The following is a 19,429-nucleotide window of genomic DNA, read 5'->3' on the forward strand; positions in this document are numbered from 1 at the left end:
ATCGGCCGTCGCCGGCGCTACACGCCTCCTTTCGGTACAGCGTAAGCATGTTCCCGAGCGGGGGGCTTTTTTGTGCCGGTTTGACAGCGTCTCCTCCCGTTCGGCCCTCCGTTTTTCTGTCCGGTCTTATCGATTTTTCGATATTCGCTCTAGAAAATTTTCATAATCCAAAAAGTTTGAACAGCGATTGACGAACACATGACGGCTCACTACAATTAGAAAAAACTTGCGATGACTGTTCTGTTTCGATTGTCGGGCAGAACAGTTGGAGGAGAGAGAAACAATGGATAGGGTCAAGGGGTTGTTGCGCGAATTTCACCCGATCGTCTGGTCGCTTGTGGTCGGCACGGTGTTTGTCCGCGCGGCCAGTTCGATGAGCATGCCGTTCTTGTTTTTGTATCTGTCCAATCACACCGGCATGGATCTGGGGACCATCGGCCTGACGATCGGCGCGGGGGCGCTGGCCGGGACGGTGGGGGGCTTCATCGGCGGGACGCTGTCCGACATGTTCGGCCGACGCCGCGTCATGCTCGGGGCGCTGTACGTCTGGACCCTGGTGTTTGTAGGGTTCGCATTCGGCAAAAGTCCGCTGTTCTTCTTGCTGGTAAACGTCGTCGGCGGGCTCTGTCGTTCCTTTTACGAGCCGGTGTCGCAGGCGCTGATGGCGGACGTGACGCCGCCGGAGAAGCGGTACCGCGTCTTTGGCCTGCGCTATACCGCGATCAACGTGGGCGTGGCCGTGGGGCCGATCGTCGGGGCGATGCTGGCGATGACCTCGGCGGCGCTGCCGTTTCTGATGACCGCCGTCATCTACCTGGTGTACGTCATCAGCTTGCAGGTGATGCTGAACGTGTTTGGCATCAAGCAGATCGAGGGACAGAAAAAAGAGCCGGTCAGCTTTCAGCGCGCACTGGAAGTGGTGGTGCGCGACAAAGCGTTCCGACTCTACATGGTGGCGGGGACGCTGGGGGCGATCGGCTACTCGCAAATGTCGACGACGCTGGCCAAGTTTACGGAGATGGCCGTTCCCGACGGGGCGAAGCTGCTGTTTGCCATCCTGATGAGCGTCAACGCCATCGTTGTGGTGCTGATGCAGATGCCGCTGACCCGCTGGGCGGAAAACAAGACGCCCCTCACCAGCATCGTGGTGGGGAACGCCTTGTACGCGCTCGGGGACCTGGGCTACGCCTTCGCCCACTCGTGGGTGATGTTTATCGTGGCGATGGTCGTCTTTACCATCGGGGAGATTCTCACCTTCACCGCGTCCGACGTCCTGATCGACCGGATGGCGCCGGAAAACATGCGCGGCACGTATTACGGGGCGAAAAGCTTCAGCAACCTCGGCCAGTTCATCGGACCGTGGATGGGCGGCATCCTGCTGGCTTCGTACGGCGGTCCCGTGCTGTTCGGAGTGGTCGCCGTCCTCTCCATGACGAGCAGCTTGTTTCAATGGGCCGGGCAGCGCGCCTACCAGCAGCACACCGGCAAGTCGATCAACATCGCCCGGAACGCGTCACTGTAGTGCCTGCATGATCCGCTCGGCGATGCGGGCGTAGCCGGCCCCGTTGGGGTGGAAGTGGTCCGTGTAGAGATAGGTTTTTTCCTTGTGGACGAACAGGTCGTAGGTGGGGACGACGATGACGCGCGGATAGCGGGCCGCGATGGCGGCAGCGTCGCTGTTCCAGTCCAGCACGGGCTTGACGGTGTCGGCGGCCGCATCGGTGTCCCCGAACGGATTGTACAAGGCGGCGTAGACGATCGGCGCGCTGTCGTTCAGCTCCCGGATGTGCCGGAGAATCTGCTCGTAGTTGGCCGCAAGCCCTTTGACGGCAGCGGCCAATTTGTCGTTGTCGACGCGGTAGACGCCCCCGGACTGCTTGAACAAATCGTTTCCGCCGATGGTAAACAGGATGAGATCGGCCTGCGTCAGCAGCTTCTGCACCTGGGGCTGGGACAACTGCCCGACGAGGCCGGACGATTCCTGGCCGTTGATGGCCAGATTGGTCAGCGTGACCGGGTGGCCAGTCTGTTTTTCCAGCGCCTGACGGACGTGCCCCACGTAACCGAGCCCGTTGGCGTCGCCGGTTCCGCGCGTCAGCGAATCCCCCAGCGCCACCACGTGACGGATGCCTTCCCCCGGCGCCGGCGGGGCCGGATTGGCATGCTCGGCCGGTTCCGCGACCGGGCCGGATGCGAGCTGGCGGGGCTCCAGCGCGAACACAAACCCTGCGGCAAACAGCAGAAAGGAGAGAACGGAGAGCAGGCCGACCGTACGCCACATGAGTTGACCGGATGTGCGCATCGGGTACCTCCCATTCGTTGTTGGATGGTCATGCATGGTATAATGTGACATGTACTGTCAGTGTATCACAAACGCCGTTTTCGCGTCAGCGAACGGAGTCAGGATGGGAGGGCGAGCAGTGGCCGAGACGGTCCTTTCCGTAAAAGGATTGCGCAAAACGATCGGCGGCAGGCCGATCATTCACGATATGACGTTTGACGTTTACGCCGGAGAGGTCTTCGGCTTTCTCGGGCCCAACGGCGCGGGCAAGACGACGACGATCCGCATGCTGGTCGGGCTGGCCTCCGCCGACGGGGGAGAGATTGACATCGGCGGCATTTCCCTGCGCCGCTCGTTTCCGCAGGCGATCGCCCAGGTGGGCTGCATCGTGGAAAACCCGGAGCTGTACAAATTCATGACCGGTCGGGAAAACCTGGAGCATTTTGCCCGCATGAGCGGGGGCATTCCCCCTGAGCGGATCGAGGAAATCGTCCGCTTTGTCGATCTGGAGCGGGCCATCGACGACAAGGTGAAAACCTATTCGCTCGGCATGCGGCAGCGGCTGGGCATCGCGCAGGCCCTCCTGCACCGGCCGAAGCTGCTCATCCTCGACGAGCCGACCAACGGCCTGGACCCGGCGGGCATCCGCGAACTGCGCCAGTTCATCCGCAGGCTGGCGGAAGAAGAGGGACTGGCCGTGTTCGTCTCCAGCCACCTGCTCAGCGAGATCGAGATGATGTGCGACCGCGTCGCCATCATCAACAAGGGACGGGTGATCTCCGTCGGACCGGTGCAGGACCTGATGGAACAGTTTGCCGACCGGGTGGCGTGGACCTTTCCGCCGGAGGCCGAGCGGAGGGGACGCGACGTGCTGAGCGGCCTGCCCTTTGTGGAACGGGTGTGGCCGGACGGAGAGGGGCGGCTGTACTGCCGCATGGATACGGAGCGGATCGGCGAGGCAAACGCAGCGCTGGTGCGGGCCGGCGTCCCCGTCCTCGGCATCGCCGCCAAGACGGTGACCCTGGAAGATCTGTTCCTGGCGCTGACGGGGGGAGGTGGAGAAGATGGGGCCGAGCATGCTCGCACTGGTACAAAATGAGACGATCAAGCTGCTCCGCCGCCGCCGCTTTCTCGTCGTGCTGCTGATCCTGGCCGTCCTCATCCCGATCTTTACCTACGCGCAGTACCGCTCCGTGGTGACGGCCCAGGAGCGGATGGGCACGACCGACTGGCGGACGCTATTGCAGCAGCAGATCGTGGACACGCAAAACCGGCTCGCCTCCAGCAGACTGCCGGAGGAGTGGCGGGAGTTTTTAAAAATTCGCGTCCAGCAGCAGCAGTACTATCTGGACCATGACATCAATCCGATGGCGCCGGGGGCGCCCACGTTTGCGCGGGGCTTCATGGATCAGGCCGTGTCGCTGTTCCTGCCGATGATCATCGTCGTGCTGGCGGTCGATCTCGTCTCCGCCGAATACAGCGAGGGGACGATCAAGCTGCTGCTGACACGGCCCGTGCGGCGCTGGAAGGTGCTGACCAGCAAGTACATCACCCTGCTGCTGTTTACCTCGCTCACGGTGCTGATGACCTTGCTGTTGGCCTACCTGATATCCGGTGTGGTGTTTGGCTATGCGGGCTGGGACCTGCCGGTGCTGACCGGCTTCGACGTGACCGGCGGCGAACTGGTCACGTCCGCGGTGTTCATGCTGCCGCAGTGGAAATACCTGCTCATGCAGTACGGACTAGGCTGGTTTGTGTGCATCGTGGTCGGCACGATCACGTTCATGGTCTCCGTGCTGGTGCGCAGCGCGGCAGCCGGCATGGGCATCATGATGGCGGCCCTGATCAGCGGAACGATTCTGACCCAGATGGCGTCGACCTGGGAGTCGTCCAAATACCTCTTCGTCGTCAATTTGCAGTTGACGGACTACCTGGCCGGCACGCTGCCGCCGATCAAGGGCATGACGCTGCCCTTCTCGCTCGCCGTGCTGAGCGTCTGGGCGGTGGCGGCGCTGATTGTCGCCTACGCCGTGTTTATCCGCAGGGATGTCGCGTCGTGACCTTCTCCTGACCGGAGTGGGCGGGAAAACGAACAGGGACACTGCTTTTGGCAAAATGCCTAAAGCAGTGTCCCTTTTTTCCGCGCCCGGCTGTTTGTGTCGGCAGGAAGCATCAGCGCCACGTCAACTGCTTGGACACTTCGACCAGTTGGTCGAGGCGGATGCCCCGGGCGGTCAGCACGACGTAGAGCGAGCGGTTTCCCGTCTGGGCGTTGAAGTGGACGGCGTGCTGGGCGGCCGCTTCGCCAGACGAGGCCTGCTGGTCAAACGAGACGGCGATGGCCTGTTCGCCGTTGACCGTGAACAACTGGGTAGCCGTAAAGGTGCCGGGGATGGACAAGCTGCGCTTCCCCTTGGCGTTGGGCACCACGTCCACCTTGATCCACTCCTTGCTGTGCCGGTATTGGGCGGAGAGGCGGACCACCTTTTGGCTGGTCGGCGATTCGTACTGTACGGTGACCGCCTGCAGGGCCATGCCGTCAGGCGGTTGGTTCAGCACGGGAACAGGCAGGTCGGATGACCGGACGGCTGTCTCCAGATCAGTGAAGGTGGAGAGCGTAATTTCCTGTTTGGCCAGAGCGGTCGCGGGCGGACCGGCTACGGGCGGCACACTTTCGGTTGACGGATCGGCCGCGAGCGCAGCGCTGAACGTTTGGACGCCCGATTCGTTCTCCGCTGCGCGAAAAGCGGTCACCCCGCCTGTCGGATTGCTCGCATCCGTCTGTCCGGACTGTGCGTCCTCTGGGTGGCTCTGGTCGGCCGCCGCTTTTCCGTTGGCGTTGCGGGCGGCGATGATCGTCCGCTTGTGCGGGGACGGCACCGATTCGTTGACCGTTTCTGCAGCCGGCTGCTGCGGCGTCTGGGGGGCTTGGGCCTTCTCGGCGGCCGCCTCTCCCGGCCCGGCCTGCGGTTCCCGCGCCTGGCTTGCATCTGCTCCGGGCTGTTCGGTTCCGTTTCCGTTGAGCGCCAGCGCGCCCGGCTGATCCATGGACGCGTCCGGAGACGTCTGCCCGTCGGGTTGTTTCGTGGCGGGGGCTGACTGGACGGACCCGGCGGCCGGGCTGGACACGGACGTGTCAGGCGAAAGCCGGATGGACGGAGCGTCGGCAGGTTGACCGGCTTTCTGCTCGTCTTTGGCCGTGCTGCCACTCTGCATGGCGCTTTCCGTGGCGGCGCCTTGCCCGGCCTGATGGAACTGCTGGTAGCCGGCCACCCCGACAGCGAGAAGGATGGCGGCTGCGCCGACCCACGTCAGTGAAGGGAGGAGGAACGTCCAGCGGCGGAATTCCGCCTGTTTGGGTGACGTCGTGACGGATGCCGACGCGGCGTGAGGAGGGACGCCTTGTCCGGCGGTTTGATAGATCGCCTTCATGATTTTCTCTTCCAGATCGGCCGTCGGTTGAGGAACCTCTTTCAAGAACTGCACCTCCTCGCCGCTAGTCAATTGGGCTTCCATCCAGGCGATGCACTCCTCGCACGTCTCGATATGGGAAAGCGTTTCGATGTCCGTCTCGTCTGTCCATGCTTTTCTAAATTCCTGGCAGTTCATGCACGAGCCCCCCTTCCTTGCGAGTAAGCAGTTTGGCCAGTTCCTGGCGAGCGCGCAGATAGCGGACACGGGCCGTTGACTCGGCGATGCCGAGCAGCGACGCGATTTTTTCAAACGGATATTCGTGCGTGCAGCGCAGCACGATGACTTCCCGATACGATTCGGACAGCATCGAAAAGGCTTTCTCAATCTCCCGGCGGCGCTCCTTGTTCATGAGGGAGTCCTGCGGCGATTCGTCGCTCGCCTGGGAGGGGACGTACGCCAGTTGTTCGTCGGATTCGTGAAACTTGCGCCGGCGCAGGAAGTCGATGGTCTTGTTTCGCGCCAGCGTATACAGCCAGGAGGAAAACTGGCTGTCCCCGCGAAAGCTGGAGAGTTTTTCATACGCTTTGACGAAGACTTCCTGGGTCAAATCTTCCGCATCGGAGCGGTTGTTTACCATCTTGTAGATAAACACGTAGATCATGTGCTGATACCGCTGGATCAGCTCGCGGTACGCTTCGATGTCGCCTTGGAGAATCCGCTGAATGATTTCGGCGTCGGATTGCATTGAATCTCCGGCCTCCCTTCCTCTATGAGACGCTGGTATCGAAACGAACGTTTCAATCCAGCGCTTCCATTTCTATCACGTCGTAGTGGTATCCCTGTTCCACCAGAAACAACTGGCGGTGAAGCGCAAACTCCTGCTCGCGCGTGTCCCGGGTGACCAGCGTATAAAAATGGGCGGCGTTGTCGCGCTCTTTGGGGCGCAGAATGCGGCCGAGCCGCTGCGCTTCTTCCTGGCGCGAGCCGAACGTGCCGGATATCTGGATGGCTACATTGGCATCCGGCAGGTCGACGGCAAAGTTGGCCACCTTGGAGACGGCGAGCCGGGTAATCTCGCCGCGCTTGAACTGCCGGTACAGCGCCTCCCGTTCCTTTTCCGGCACCTTGCCGGTAATCAGCGGGAGATTCAGCGCTGCGGCTAGCTGCTGGAGCTGTCCCACGTACTGGCCGATGATCAGGACGCGGTCGTCGGCGTGACGCTCCAGCAGGCGGCGCACGACCTCCAGTTTGCGCGGGTTTTCCGCCGCGATCCGGTATTTTTGCCGCGCGCCGGCACGGGCGTAGGCCTCCCGTCCGTTCGCTTCAAACGGCAGCCGAATTTCCCGGCAGTGCGCTTCCGCGATCCAGCCCTGTTCCTCCAGGGCCTTCCACGGCATTTCGTACTTTTTCGGCCCGATCAGGGTAAACACGTCTTCTTCCCGGCCGTCCTCCCGAACCAGCGTGGCGGTCAGCCCGAGCCGGCGCGTCGCCTGAATCCCGGAGGTGACGCGGAAGACGGGAGCGGGCAGCAGGTGCACCTCGTCGTAGACAATCAATCCCCATTCCCGTTCCGAGAACAGGCTCATGTGGGGAAACGATTCGTCCGCTTTCGAACGGTACGTCAGGATCTGATAGGTGGCCACGGTAATCGGTTTGACCTCTTTCCGTTCGCCTGTGTACTCTCCGATCTGCGAGGGATCGAGGTCGGTCTTGTCCAGCAGCTCGGCGATCCACTGCCGGACGGATGTGGTGTTGGTCGTCAGGATCAGCGTGGCCGTCTGGAGCTGGCAGATCGCTCCCAGGCCGATGACCGTTTTTCCCGCGCCGCACGGCAGCACCAGCACGCCGCTGCCTCCGGTGGCCGCGCCGGCCGCGTGGAAGGCATCCACCGCCTCCTGCTGGTACGGCCGCAGCGCAAACGGCCGGCCGCCGGCGGTCACCTCCCGCAGCGCGACGGGACAGGCTTCCCCGGACGTGTAGCCGGCCACGTCCTGGACAGGGTAGCCGAGCCGGATCAGCTCCTGTTTGATCAACCCGCGGGCGTAGGGTTTCACCCGCCAGACGGCCGGACCGGTCTGTTCTTCCAGCAGGGCGTCCACCGCCTTGTAACCGGTGAGCTCGGCCAGCAGGAGCGGATCGTCGCCGGTCAACAGCAGGTGATCGCCGTCTTTTTCCAATCGGATCAGGCCGTACCGTCCCATCGTTTCGTCGATTTCCCGGACAATGGACGGCGGAACCCCGTATTTACTATACGTGCTCAAGACGCCGGTTACCTGCTCCGCCGTAAGGCCCCCTGCCGCGGCGTTCCACAGGGAGAGCGGGGTAATCCGGTAGGTGTGTATGTACTCCGGGCTTTTGATCAGTTCGGCAAAGCCGGACAGCGCCTGCCGGACTTCCGCAAACAGCGGATGCTGCGCTTCCAGCAGGATAGTGCGATCGCTCTGCACGATCAGCGGCAACTCGGGACGGTACGACACGGTCTTCACCTCTGCGGCTTTGTGGTCTCCATGTTCATACAGTCAATCGTATCACAATCGGGAAAAGAATGAAAAACGGGTTTCCCGCCGTCGCGCGCTTTTGACAGGAGCGGGCAACATTTGGCCGCCCGTGGGTTACACTAACGCAAGAAAACGGGCAAAAGGAGTAGGGACGGCATGGCGATATGGAGTACCCTTTTCAATCTGGTCCTGGTCGCATTTCTCGTCTTCCTCAACGGCTTTTTCGTGGCGACCGAGTTTGCCATCGTGAAGGTGAGGGAATCGCGCATCGCCCAACTGGTGGCGGAAGGAAACAGGCGGGCGGGCGACGTCGAACAGGTGCTGGACAACCTGGATGCGTACCTGTCCGCCACCCAGCTCGGCATTACGCTGGCGTCGCTCGGATTGGGATGGCTGGGGGAACCGGCCGTCGCCCATCTGCTCCACCCCGTCTTCCGCTACTTCGGGCTGAACGAGACGCTGGTCGGCAGCATTTCCTTCATCATCGCGTTCTCCATCATCACCTTTTTGCACATCGTGCTGGGCGAACTGGCACCCAAATCGCTGGCCATCCAGCGCTCCGAGCAGGTCTCGCTGTACGTGGCCCGTCCCATCCGGCTGTTTTACAAGCTGATGTACCCGTTTATCGCCTTTCTCAACTGGGCGGCGGCCAGGATTCTCGGGCTGCTCGGCATTGGCATGGAACCGCATCAGGAAGCGCACACGGAAGAAGAAATCCGCATCCTCGTCAACGAGAGCCACAAAAGCGGCCTGATCGACCAGACCGAGCTGATGCTGGTGGACAATATCTTTGATTTTTCGGAGACGATGGCCCGGGAGATCATGGTGCCGCGCACGGACATGGTGGTGCTCAACCTGCGCGACCCGTTTGAGGAAAACGTCAAGACCGTGCAAAACGGCCGGTTTACCCGCTACCCGGTGGTGGACGGGGACAAGGACCACGTGGTCGGCAGTTTGCATATCAAGGATTTGCTGACCAGCCTGCTGGAGGGGGAGCAAAAGAGCCTGGAGCAGTTGAGCCGCCCGGTGCTGACCGTTCCGGAGACGATATCCATCAGCCGGCTGCTGACCATGCTGCAGAAACAGCGCAGCCAGATGGCGATTATCATCGACGAGTACGGCGGCACGGCGGGCCTGGTGACGGTGGAAGATATAATGGAAGAAATTGTCGGTGACATTCAGGACGAATTTGACGACGAGCGGCCGGAAATCGAGCGGAAAGACGGCCTTTTGTCGCTGGACGGCCGCATGCTGCTGGAGGAGGTAAACGACTACCTCGGGCTTGATCTGGACGACAGCGAGGTGGACACGCTGGCCGGCTGGATCTACACGCAGATCGACCATCCGCCGCGCGTGGGGGACGCGGTCAAAGACGGCGGCTACGAGTTCATCGTCGGCGAGGTGGACCACTACCGGATCACCCGCGTATGGGTAAAAAGAGGAACGAAGGAAGCGGCGCAACAGGGATAAAACATCTTTTCATCGCCGGAAAGTGTGTTATAATGAAACACAAGTTTCTGTTATTGCAGAGCGAGAGCTTAGAGGAGGAAGAACAGATGAGACGAGCTGTGCATGCTGTACTGGCCGCATGTCTGTCGATTGCGCTGACGGCGTGTGGCACCCAATCCGGCCAGACGACGGACGCAACCGCGACCGCTGCGAACGGCCAGCAAACGGTGAAGCTGGGGCTGACCCAATTCGTGGAACACCCGGCGCTGGATGCGATCCGCCAGGGAATTGTGGACGGATTGAAAGCATCCGGATTTGAAGAAGGCAAAAACGTGGAGCTGGATTATCAAAACGCCCACGGTGACATGAACAACACGGTCTCGATCGCGCAAAAATTCGCCGGCGATGGAAAGGACCTGGTCGTGGCCATCGCCACGCCGTCCGCCCAGGCAGCAGCCAAGGCGATTGCGGACAAGCCCGTGATCTTCAGTTCCGTGACCGACCCGCTGTCCGCCCAACTGGTCAGCAGCCTGGAGAAGCCGGACAAAAACGTGACCGGCACCTCCGACAAGGTCTCGATGGAGCAGCAGTTGGAGCTGGTCAAACGCTTTCTGCCGCACCTGAAGAAGCTGGGCGTCATCTACACCACGTCGGAAGTGAATTCCGAGGTGCAGGTCAAGGAACTGGAAGAAGCGGCGAAAAAACAAGGGATTGAGGTCGTCAAGGCGGGCATCTCCCAACTCTCCGAGGTGCAGCTCGCGGCCCAGGGGCTGGCCAGCAAGACGGAGGCCATGTTCATCCCGATTGACAACACCGTGGTCTCTTCGTTCGAAGCGGTGCTGGGAGCGGCGGAACAGCACAAGGTTCCGGTCTTCGCTTCCGACACGGATACGGTGAAACGGGGAGCCGTGGCCACCTACGGCATTGACTACTACCAGATCGGCAAGCAGACCGGGGAGATGGCCGCCCGCATTCTGAAGGGGCAGAAAGTGGCCGACACGCCGGTGGAAGTGTCCAAACAGACCGAGCTGTACATCAACGAGACGGCAGCCGCCAAGTTTGGCCTTGCCATCCCCGATGAACTGAAACAGCAGGCGAAAGAGATCTTCAAGTAGAAAAAGAGAGCCTTGCTCTCTTTTTCTGTTTGAAATGTGTTTCCATCATGGTAAAATGAAAAAAATTTCATACCTAGGGGGATTTTCACATGAGAAAGCAAAAATCTTGGCGTGTCGTCCAGAAAATTCTGTGTCCTTTGCTGCTTTTATCCGTTGCAGCTTGTGGGCAGCAAAGCGCTCCGGCGGACAGTCAGCCGGCCAACTCGCCGGCTCCTGCCCAGGAGACGAAGCAGTTGAAGGTGGGCATCGTCCAGATCGTGGAGCATCCGGCACTTGATGCGGCGCGGGACGGGTTCATCGCGAAGCTCGGGAAAAACGGCTACGAGAAGGACAAACAGGTGGTGTACGACGTCAAGTCGGCCCAAGGAAACATGGACCAGGCCGTGCAGATCGCGCAGAAGTTTCAGGCGGACAACGTCGATCTGATCCTGGCGATCGCCACACCGGCCGCTCAGGCAGCCGCCCAGGTGACCAAGGATATTCCGATTCTCTTCACCGCCGTGACCGATCCGGTGGCGGCTTCGCTGGTGCAGTCGATGGAAAAACCGGGCGGCAATGTGACCGGCACGACGGACATGAACCCGGTGGAAGAGCAGTTGAAACTGGTACAGGAACTGAAGGCGGACGCCAAGACGGTCGGCATCATCTACAACTCCGGCGAGGTAAACTCCAAGGTGCAGGTGGACGCGGCCAAAGCCGCATCGGAAAAACTGGGCCTGACCATCCGGGAAGCGGCCATCACCAGCCCGACGGAAGTGAAGCAGGCGGCCGAGTCGATGGTTGGCAAAGTGGACGCGTTCTACATCCCGACCGACAACATGGTGGTCTCGTCCATCTCCGCCGTGCTGGGGGTGGCGGAATCGCAAAAAATCCCGGTGGTGGCCGGCGAGGAAAACTCCGTGAAGAGCGGCGCGATCGCCACCTACGGCATCGACTACGGCAAACTGGGCGAACAGACCGCAGACATGGCGGCGAAAATCCTCAAAGGGGAAGCCAAACCGGCTGACATGCCTGTAGAGAAGCAGGCCGAGATGAAGCTGGTGCTGAACAAAAAAGCGGCGGAAAAAATGGGCGTAACCCTTCCGCAATCCCTGCTCGACCGGGCAGCCGAAGTGGTCGAGCAATAATCGCAGCAACAGGAGGACGCTATGAACCTGGCATATCACGGAGCAATCGAACAGGGCTTGCTGTTTGCGATCATGGCCCTGGGCGTGTATCTGACCTTTCGCATCTTGAACTTTCCTGACCTGACCGTGGACGGCAGCTTCGCGCTGGGCGGGGCGTTGGCAGCCAAGCTGATCATCGACGGCATGAATCCGCTTCTCGCCACCCTGGCGGCCTTTGTGGCCGGCGGGGCGGCGGGCGCGTTTACCGGCCTCCTGCACACCAAGGGGAAAATCAATGGACTGCTGGCCGGGATTTTGACGATGATCGCGCTGTACTCGATCAACCTGCGCATCATGGAGAAGGCCAACCTGCCGCTTCTGCGGGAGGAGACGCTTTACACGTTTGTCAAAGACCTCGGCGTCCCCAATGTGGCCGTGGGCGGGTCCGTGCTGCTGACCGGTGTGGCGGTTGTGTTCCTGATTGGCATTCTGCTGCTGAAAGCCCTGATCGATTGGTTCCTGCACACTGATCTCGGCCTCGATCTGCGGGCCACCGGCGACAACCCGAAGATGATTCGCAGTTTCGGCATCAACACCGACACGACCACGATCATCGGCCTGGCCTTGTCCAACGCGCTGGTGGCCGTCTCCGGAGCCTGGGTGGCGCAGTACCAGGGCTTTGCCGACGTGGGCATGGGGATCGGGATGATCGTGATTGGTCTGGCCTCCGTCATTGTCGGGGAAGTGTTGTTTGGCAGTTCCTCCATCGTCCGGGCCACCATCGCCGTTATCGGCGGCTCGATCGTCTACCGGCTAGTGATCGCCCTGGCGCTGGACAGGGGGCTCAACCCGTCCGACATGAAGCTGATTACCGCCCTGATCGTGATCATCGCCCTGACGGTGCCGACCGTCGCCAAAGGCGTGTGGAAAAGACAGGGGATCCGCACGGCGAAAGGAGGGAACGGCGATGCTTAAAATTTCCGGCGTCCGCAAAGTATTCAACGAGGGAACCGTCAACGAGAAGGTGGCGTTGAGGGAAATCAACCTGCACGTCGCCCCCGGCGATTTTGTCACCGTGATCGGCAGCAACGGCGCCGGCAAATCGACGCTGATGAACATCATCTCCGGCGGACTGATCCCCGACAAGGGCACCGTGACGATTGACGGCAAGGACGTCACCCGGCTGGGCGAGCACCAGCGGGCCACCTTTGTCGGCCGCGTGTTCCAAGACCCGATGGCGGGCACGGCGCCCAACATGACCATCGAGGAAAACCTGGCTATCGCCTACGGCCGCGGCCGGCGGCGGACATTGTCGTTTGGCGTTACCAACCGCAAGCGGGAGCTGTTCCGCGAGCACTTGAAACAGCTCGACCAGGGGCTGGAGAACCGCTTGAAGACCAAGGTGGGCTTCCTCTCCGGCGGCCAGCGCCAGGCGCTCAGCCTGTTAATGGCGACGTTTACGGAGCCGAAGATCCTGCTGCTGGACGAACACACGGCGGCCCTGGACCCGAAACGGGCGCAGCTCATCGTCGAGCTGACCCGCAAGATCGTGGAGCGGCACAAGCTGACGACGATCATGGTCACGCACAACATGGAGCAGGCGCTGAACATGGGCAACCGCCTCCTGATGATGCACGAGGGCAGCATCATTCTGGACATTCCGGAAGAGAAAAAGCGGACGATGAAGCCGCAGGATCTGCTGCAGGCGTTTGAAGCGGCGCGCGGCGAATCGTTCAGCGAAGACCGTTACCTGCTGTCGTAGCGCGCGCCCCGTTTACATGCTTGAGCCTTCCCGAAGCGACGGGGAGGCTTTTTCCATTCGCTGCAGGAAAAGGTGCTGGGCCAGGGCCCCGACGAGCAGGAGAACGGCCGTGGCGCCGAACAAAAACGCGCCGCCGAAATGTAGAAGGACCAGACTGCCCAGATAAGGACCCACCGCGCGGGAGATGTCCCAGTGCAGCCCGGTGATGGCAAAGTAGCGGCCCCGCATGGAGGGCGGCGCGATCCGGGCCACCAGCGTCAGCAGGTGATTAAGGCCGACGCTTTCGCCGAGGATGAACACGAGCTGCATGGCAAGCAGCACGGCTGCACTGTCGGAATGGGCGTAGGCAACCGAGACGACGGCGAAGCAGACGTAGGAACCGGCGATGAGAATCCGGGGAGACACGTGCTGCGTCCATTTGACCAGCCAGAATTCCAGGAGGATGGATGCGGCCGCTTTTGTGGCGGCCAGCATGGCCAGCAGTTCCACATAGTCGGCGAATGTGTTCTTCAGATGAAGCTGCAGGTTGGTTTCCGTTTGCGCGTAGAACAGGCTGATCGGCATGGCCAAGAGCATCAGTCGGAGCGCGGGACGGAACGCGTGCGGGGCGCCGGGAGCACGCAAGTCCCCATCTGAGGCCGGTGACGGTGTGCGTGCCAAAGACGACGCTCCTGGCGCAGACGCCGGTATCTTCCACCAGACGCACGTGGCGTAGAGAGCGAGCGAGAAGGCCGTCAGCAGAAAGGCGAGGCCGGGGGCGCTTTGATAGACCAGCACGCCCACAAGCGGACCGGCCGCCGCGCCGATATAGCTGGCCGTATTCAACAGGGCGAACGCTTCCGACTGGAGCCTGTGGGGGACGGTATCGGCCAGGAGGGCGCGTGCCGCCGGGATGAAGAGGGAGCGGCCCGCACCGTTCACCATGTACAGGATGGCAAAGGCCGCAAGCGAGTGGGCAAAAGCCATTCCCAGCATGGCCAGCGCCTGCAGGCACAGGGCGACCAGCATGACGGATTTGCGCCCGTACCGGTCCGTCACGCCCCCGGCCGCGAGCGTCAGCGCGATTTCGCTGGCGGGCTGCAGCCCGATCACCAGCATGGTGAGGGGAACGGAGCTGCCCACCTGCTCGTTCAGGTACAAAACCAGAAAAGGGGCAATCATGCTGAGGGAGAGCTCCGTCACCAGTTCGCCGAAGAGACGGACCCAGACCGTGGTCGGATAGCGGGAGAAAAACAGTGTTCGTTTCATGTTCATCCTGGTATCCTTTCTGTATCGGGATTGGGGTTGTCCCCGATTGTACGCCGGGGGGAACGAAAGAAAAAGCGTACAAAACGACAGGTCGTTTTTTCATGTTTTGAGGCGGTGACGTGGTCATGATCTTGTTTGAACACTATCATCGGCTGTTCGCCGGCTGCCCGCAGGCGGCGCTCGACAAGCCCATCACCCTCTCGCTGGCCCGTGCGGCCTCCATCTTGTGCTGCACCCCGCGCAATGCGGCCGGTACGGTAAAAAAGCTGCAGCAGCGGGGATGGATTCTCTGGCAGCCGGGAAAGGGCAGGGGAAATCAGTCCGTGCTGACGTTTCGCATCCATCCTGTCGACGCCGCGCTCTCTGTCGCCAGGGAACTGGTCCGGCAGGGAGAGATTCGTGGGGCGCGCGCGTTTGTTTCCCGGTATCGGGAGGAGTGGGCCGAGCTTGAGGAAACCTTTCAACGCTGGATGAGCAGCCAGTTTGGCCTGCATGTCAGCAGGAGCCCGGGAAGCCGGAAGGATGTGCTGCGCCTGTCCCAGGGCAGGCCGTTTCCCGTGCTGGATCCCTCCCGCGTGCTGCTTCGTTCGGAAGCCCATCTGGCCAAGCAGGTGTTTGACGGTCTTGTTCACTTTGATCCGGAGCGGGGCTGTTTCCAACCCCGGCTTGCCTTGTACTGGGAGGCCGATCCCCAGGGAACCGAGTGGACGTTCATTCTACGGAAAGGGGTCTGGTTTCATCACGGCAGAATGCTGGAGGCGGAGGATGTGCGGTATGCCCTGCTTCGCCTGCGAGACCAGTCTCCCCTGCACCGGTGGCTTGTCCGGTCGATCCGTGCGGTGGACGTGGTCGATGCGTACACGCTGCGGATCAGGCTGCACCATCCGGACTCCCTGTTTCTGCACGCCTTGAGCAAGGAGTTCTCTTCCATCGTCCCGTTTGACTACACGGAGCGGATGGGCGGGCAATTTGGCCGCATGCCGTCGGGAACCGGGCCGTTTCGCGTGGTCCGCAATGACGACTCCATGCTGGTGCTGGAAGCGTTCGAACCGTATTTTGGCGGCCGTCCGTTTGTGGATCGGATCGAAATCTGGTGCGTCCCGGACATCGCGGCCGAAACGGAAACCGGATGGCCCGAAATCGTGTACGCCAACGTCCCGGGGAGGGAGAAGCAGGATGGTTCGCGGTCAACCTGGACGGAGCTGTCCCGCAGCGAGCGGTGCTTTCAGTACCTCGGGTGCAACATGATCAAGCCCGGGCCGGTTCGGTCTGCTGCCTTCCGCGCCATCCTTGACCGCATCCTGGATCGCCGGCTGCTGCTGGAGGAACTGGGAGGAAGCCGGGAGCCGGCGGTCATCTGGGGAGAGCCGGAGACGGAGAGACGGGAGGTCAGCAGCTGCCCCCCGATGAGCGACTCGGAGATCCTGCGGCGTTTGAAGGCGATCGGCTACAGGGAAGAACCCCTCCGGCTCGTCAGCTATCCCGACGAGGATCACGCCGAGGACGCGGAGTGGATTCGGCAGCGCTGCGCCCGTTATGGCATCGACGTTCGGATTGTGTACGTAGAGCCGGAAGAATTGGCCCGGCCCGAGACATTCAGGGGAGCCGATCTCGTGCTGGACAGCGCCAACATCGACGAGCGGGAAGAACTGTCGCTCCTGGAATTTTTGCACGACCAGGCATTCAGCCCCTGTCACCACCTTCCGCCGGAGGCCGTCAGGGAAGTGATGGCACGATCAGCGGTTCTCACGCGCACCTTCGATGAAAAAGAGCGGCGCCGGCAGGTGCGGGCGATCGTGTCCTGGCTGCGCCGTCAGCGGGTGTTTTTGCCGCTGTACCGGAATCGCATCGAGCTGCTCGCCCACCCCCGATGGTCCGGCCTTTCGCTCAATGCGCACGGGTGGCCTGATTTTTCCCGCATGTTTGTCCGGTCGTGATAAAAAATGTCACATTTTTGTCTGAAACCGCTTTCCCCTTTCGTCGTATAATTAGGCAAACACGGCATCTCACATTGCAGTGAGTTTCGGGGGAGGAAATACGAATTGCATACCAAAACGGAAAAGGACAAACAGATTTTGTTTGCGTCCATTCGCTTGATGATCTGCGTCGGCCATGCCGACGGATATATAGGCAACAAAGAAGTGACCCGGATTCAGGAGATGGTCAATTCGGAGCACTTCACGCTGAAAGAGCGGCAGATTCTCATGGATGACATGGATTATCCCAAGCGTCCGGAGACGATCGTGGCCGACATGGTGGACCTGACGCGGACGGAGAAGCTGATGCTGCTGCGTCAGCTGTACCGGATCGCGCTGATCGACCACAAGCTGTCGCCGGCCGAAACGAACGAGATTCGCCGCATCGCCCGCCTGCTGGGGATTCCGGAAGAAAAGGTCGTCCAGGTGGAGGAGTGGATCGAAGAGGGCATCCGGTGGCGGGATCGTTGGAAACAGATCGTCGACGAATAGGCGGCGATCCGGAGGCGAAACGCGTGCAGCCCAAAACTTCGTGCGGACCTCAAACAGGATTGGGGTCCGTTTTTCATTTTTGGTACAATAAGGAGAAAAGCGGGCAGTGCCATTAAAGTACCCTGCGGGCACCCTGATGTGGCTTGACGAGGAAGAATACTCGAGGTGGCAGCGCCACTAAGAAGGAGGACACAACATGTTGCGGATTTTGTTGACCAACGATGACGGGATTGAAGCGCAGGGCATCAGGCGGCTGGCGGAAGCGCTCCTCGATCTGGAGGAAGCGGAGATTTACGTCGTGGCCCCGGCGGAAGAGCGGAGCGGGGTAGGGCACGGCCTCACCTACCGCAGCGCGCTGGCCCCTGTCTCTCACGCGTTTTACGGCTTGCCGGTAAAGGCATGGGCGATCAACGGCAACCCGGCCGACTGCGTCAAGGCGGCCTGCCATCTGCTGTTTGAAGACCGGCGCAGGCCGGACATCGTCTTTTCCGGCATCAATGTCGGCACCAACCTGGGCCGTGACATCTACTACTCGGGCACCTGCAGCGGGGCCAGGGAAGCGGTCATTCTCGGCGTTCCCGGCGTCGCCCTCTCCTACGACAACTGGTACGCCCAGGACGACTTCGGCCGGGTGGGCGAGCTGATTCGTCCGCTGCTGCAGATGTTCTGCGAGCAGGCGGCCGACAAGAAACTGCCCGCCGACGTTTTCTGGAACGTCAACATCCCCCACCTGCCTCCCGAACAGGTGAAAGGAATCGCGCCGGCCGCGCTCGCCCTGCACCACTACGAAGACAGGTACGATCGGGAAGACGGGGGGTACTGGCTGACGCGGGAATACCCGGACGGCCAGCAGCAGTCGGATACGGACGACTACCACCTGGTCAAAAACGGCTACATAGCGGTCACGCCGGTACATATCGACGCCACCGACCGCTCGCTTTTGGCCGAAATGGCCGAGTGGCCGTTGGTGAAGCAGCGGGGACAGGGCACAACATGACAGGACAGCCGTTTCGTCCGGAGGTGGCGCCCGATTCGACGCTGACGTCGCCGACAGCGGCCACGCAGGGGGATGTGCTGGACGCCGCCGTCTTTGCCGATTTGTACCGCCTGGCCGGCGAAGAAGGGCTGCCCTACTTTGCCCGTCTCAATGCGGCCGGTGACGTGGAGCTGTTCCTCGTGTTCGAGAGCGTCGACGCGTTCAGCGAAGCGACCCGGGACGCCGTCTCGGTGGAGTTCAAGACCTACCGCGACAAGCTGCTCGCGGTGGTCTGGACCCTCTCCGATCCGATCCATCCGCTCGGCTTTCCGCTCGCGTTTGACATCAAGCGGCCGCAGGAGCGTCACATGGCCCTGCGCATGCTGGAACAGGAAAAGACGCTCCTGCACTACCTCTCCTACGAAGCAGGCCTGCTCACCCATATCTACACGGAAGCGATCACCTTTTCGCCGCTGGAGACATCCCGTGCGGAAGCAATGATCCGCTCCCTGTACGAAGGGCGGACGGAAGAGGTGCCGCGCGAAGCAGCCGTGCGGGAAGAAGAGGCAGAGACCATTTCCGCTCTGGCGCTTCCCGATCAGGTGCTGGCGGAGACGGGCGTCGCCTACCTGATCGACTACGCCCGCATGCGAAAGAAGCACGGGGAGGAAGGGGCCCAGCACCTCTTGATGAGCGCCGTCCAGCAAGCGGTCTGGGTCATGCGCCGCCACGCCCGCAGCGAGGTGCGCGAGACCGCCTTTACGGTGTGGGCGGCCGAGCAGGGAGAGCAGCTTCGGCTGATCGTCACGCCTTCCTTGTCGCACGTGTTTGAAGTGGTGCACATGTCCGCTGACGAGGCCAACCCGTTTGCCCGGTTTCTCCTCGCGCTGCCGGAGTTTGTCCGTACCGAGGAGGCTGCTCCCCTTGCGTGGGGCGCCTTTCCGCTGATCCGCATGGAAGACGGCCGCCTGTTTCACCTGGAACTGGACGAAGCCGTGCAGGAACGGCTGCAGCGCTTGTTCGCATCCCGCTGGCCCACAGCGTCCAATCCGTACGGGCCGCGATAGGGGAAGCAAAAAGCCTGTCCGTCGCGACTGCCTGATACGCGGGGC

17 protein-coding genes are annotated in these 19,429 nt (G+C 61.5%); 12 read left to right on the forward strand and 5 right to left on the reverse strand.

All coding sequences use genetic code 11. The features are described from left to right. Nucleotides 1–283: 283 nt before the first annotated feature. Entirely contained in the window at nucleotides 284–1,522 is a 1,239-nt protein-coding gene (locus M516_RS0114685; RefSeq protein ID WP_029099797.1) for an MDR family MFS transporter, read from the forward strand. On the opposite strand, the gene M516_RS0114690 is transcribed toward M516_RS0114685, so the two are convergent. Further along, nucleotides 1,514–2,302 (reverse strand): GDSL-type esterase/lipase family protein, encoded by a 789-nt coding sequence (locus M516_RS0114690; protein ID WP_029099798.1) that lies wholly within the window; start codon nucleotides 2,300–2,302, stop codon nucleotides 1,514–1,516. The two genes, M516_RS0114685 and M516_RS0114690, sit on opposite strands and share 9 nt — an antisense overlap. A gap of 103 nt (nucleotides 2,303–2,405) precedes the next feature. Here M516_RS0114690 and M516_RS0114695 point away from each other — a divergent pair, with 103 nt between their 5' ends. Both M516_RS0114695 and M516_RS0114700 read left to right on the forward strand, forming a co-directional pair. After that, the gene (locus M516_RS0114695) at nucleotides 2,406–3,380 is read left to right on the forward strand and encodes an ABC transporter ATP-binding protein (RefSeq protein WP_185973976.1); all 975 of its coding nucleotides are present in this window, start codon (nucleotides 2,406–2,408) and stop codon (nucleotides 3,378–3,380) included. Then, a complete protein-coding gene (locus M516_RS0114700) occupies nucleotides 3,346–4,341 on the forward strand; it encodes an ABC transporter permease (protein ID WP_035289901.1) in 996 nt (331 codons plus the stop codon). The genes M516_RS0114695 and M516_RS0114700 overlap by 35 nt, the downstream gene beginning before the upstream one ends. A 112-nt stretch (nucleotides 4,342–4,453) precedes the next feature. Here the strand turns inward: M516_RS0114700 and M516_RS0114705 are convergent, their stop codons facing one another. From M516_RS0114705 to M516_RS0114715, 3 genes are read right to left on the reverse strand one after another with little or no spacing between them, the layout of a single operon-like run. After that, nucleotides 4,454–5,890 carry a hypothetical protein gene (locus tag M516_RS0114705; protein ID WP_029099801.1) on the reverse strand — a complete coding sequence of 479 codons (1,437 nt, stop codon included), beginning with the start codon at nucleotides 5,888–5,890 and terminating at the stop codon, nucleotides 4,454–4,456. Next, on the reverse strand, nucleotides 5,871–6,440 hold the full coding sequence (locus tag M516_RS0114710; protein ID WP_029099802.1) for an RNA polymerase sigma factor: 570 nt from the start codon (nucleotides 6,438–6,440) through the stop codon (nucleotides 5,871–5,873). Before M516_RS0114710 ends, M516_RS0114705 begins: the two co-directional genes overlap by 20 nt. A gap of 52 nt (nucleotides 6,441–6,492) precedes the next feature. Further along, nucleotides 6,493–8,172, reverse strand: coding sequence for a DNA repair helicase XPB (locus M516_RS0114715; protein WP_029099803.1), 1,680 nt, complete (start codon nucleotides 8,170–8,172; stop codon nucleotides 6,493–6,495). Nucleotides 8,173–8,349: 177 nt separating this feature from the next. Between M516_RS0114715 and M516_RS0114720 the strand changes: the two genes are divergently transcribed. The 5 genes from M516_RS0114720 (at nucleotide 8,350) to M516_RS0114740 (ending at nucleotide 13,625) form a co-directional block, all read left to right on the forward strand. Beyond that, a complete protein-coding gene (locus tag M516_RS0114720) occupies nucleotides 8,350–9,663 on the forward strand; it encodes a hemolysin family protein (protein WP_029099804.1) in 1,314 nt (437 codons plus the stop codon). An 86-nt stretch (nucleotides 9,664–9,749) separates the two neighbouring features. After that, nucleotides 9,750–10,757: an ABC transporter substrate-binding protein gene (locus tag M516_RS0114725; protein ID WP_029099805.1), complete on the forward strand. Its 1,008-nt coding sequence runs from the start codon at nucleotides 9,750–9,752 to the stop codon at nucleotides 10,755–10,757. A gap of 89 nt (nucleotides 10,758–10,846) precedes the next feature. Further along, entirely contained in the window at nucleotides 10,847–11,884 is a 1,038-nt protein-coding gene (locus tag M516_RS0114730; protein ID WP_029099806.1) for an ABC transporter substrate-binding protein, read from the forward strand. Between the two features lie 21 nt (nucleotides 11,885–11,905). Beyond that, on the forward strand, nucleotides 11,906–12,838 hold the full coding sequence (locus tag M516_RS0114735) for an ABC transporter permease (protein WP_029099807.1): 933 nt from the start codon (nucleotides 11,906–11,908) through the stop codon (nucleotides 12,836–12,838). Beyond that, a complete protein-coding gene (locus tag M516_RS0114740; protein ID WP_029099808.1) occupies nucleotides 12,831–13,625 on the forward strand; it encodes an ABC transporter ATP-binding protein in 795 nt (264 codons plus the stop codon). Before M516_RS0114735 ends, M516_RS0114740 begins: the two co-directional genes overlap by 8 nt. Before the next feature lie 12 nt (nucleotides 13,626–13,637). Here the strand turns inward: M516_RS0114740 and M516_RS0114745 are convergent, their stop codons facing one another. Beyond that, nucleotides 13,638–14,873 (reverse strand): MDR family MFS transporter, encoded by a 1,236-nt coding sequence (locus M516_RS0114745; RefSeq protein ID WP_238550983.1) that lies wholly within the window; start codon nucleotides 14,871–14,873, stop codon nucleotides 13,638–13,640. Between the two features lie 125 nt (nucleotides 14,874–14,998). On the opposite strand from M516_RS0114745, the gene M516_RS0114750 reads away from it, so the two are divergent. From M516_RS0114750 to M516_RS0114765, 4 genes are all read left to right on the forward strand, one after another. Further along, nucleotides 14,999–16,810, forward strand: a complete 1,812-nt coding sequence (locus tag M516_RS0114750; protein WP_029099810.1) for an SgrR family transcriptional regulator — start codon at nucleotides 14,999–15,001, stop codon at nucleotides 16,808–16,810. 105 nt (nucleotides 16,811–16,915) lie between these two features. After that, a complete protein-coding gene (locus M516_RS0114755; protein ID WP_029099811.1) occupies nucleotides 16,916–17,341 on the forward strand; it encodes a tellurite resistance TerB family protein in 426 nt (141 codons plus the stop codon). A gap of 196 nt (nucleotides 17,342–17,537) precedes the next feature. Further along, the gene (gene surE / locus M516_RS0114760; RefSeq protein WP_035289904.1) at nucleotides 17,538–18,338 is read left to right on the forward strand and encodes a 5'/3'-nucleotidase SurE; all 801 of its coding nucleotides are present in this window, start codon (nucleotides 17,538–17,540) and stop codon (nucleotides 18,336–18,338) included. Further along, the gene (locus tag M516_RS0114765) at nucleotides 18,335–19,384 is read left to right on the forward strand and encodes a hypothetical protein (RefSeq protein ID WP_029099813.1); all 1,050 of its coding nucleotides are present in this window, start codon (nucleotides 18,335–18,337) and stop codon (nucleotides 19,382–19,384) included. Before surE ends, M516_RS0114765 begins: the two co-directional genes overlap by 4 nt. Nucleotides 19,385–19,429 lie beyond the last annotated feature (45 nt).

Origin of the sequence: Brevibacillus thermoruber 423 (assembly GCF_000454065.1) — a bacterium.
In the GTDB taxonomy this organism is placed as follows: Bacteria; Bacillota; Bacilli; order Brevibacillales; family Brevibacillaceae; genus Brevibacillus; species Brevibacillus thermoruber.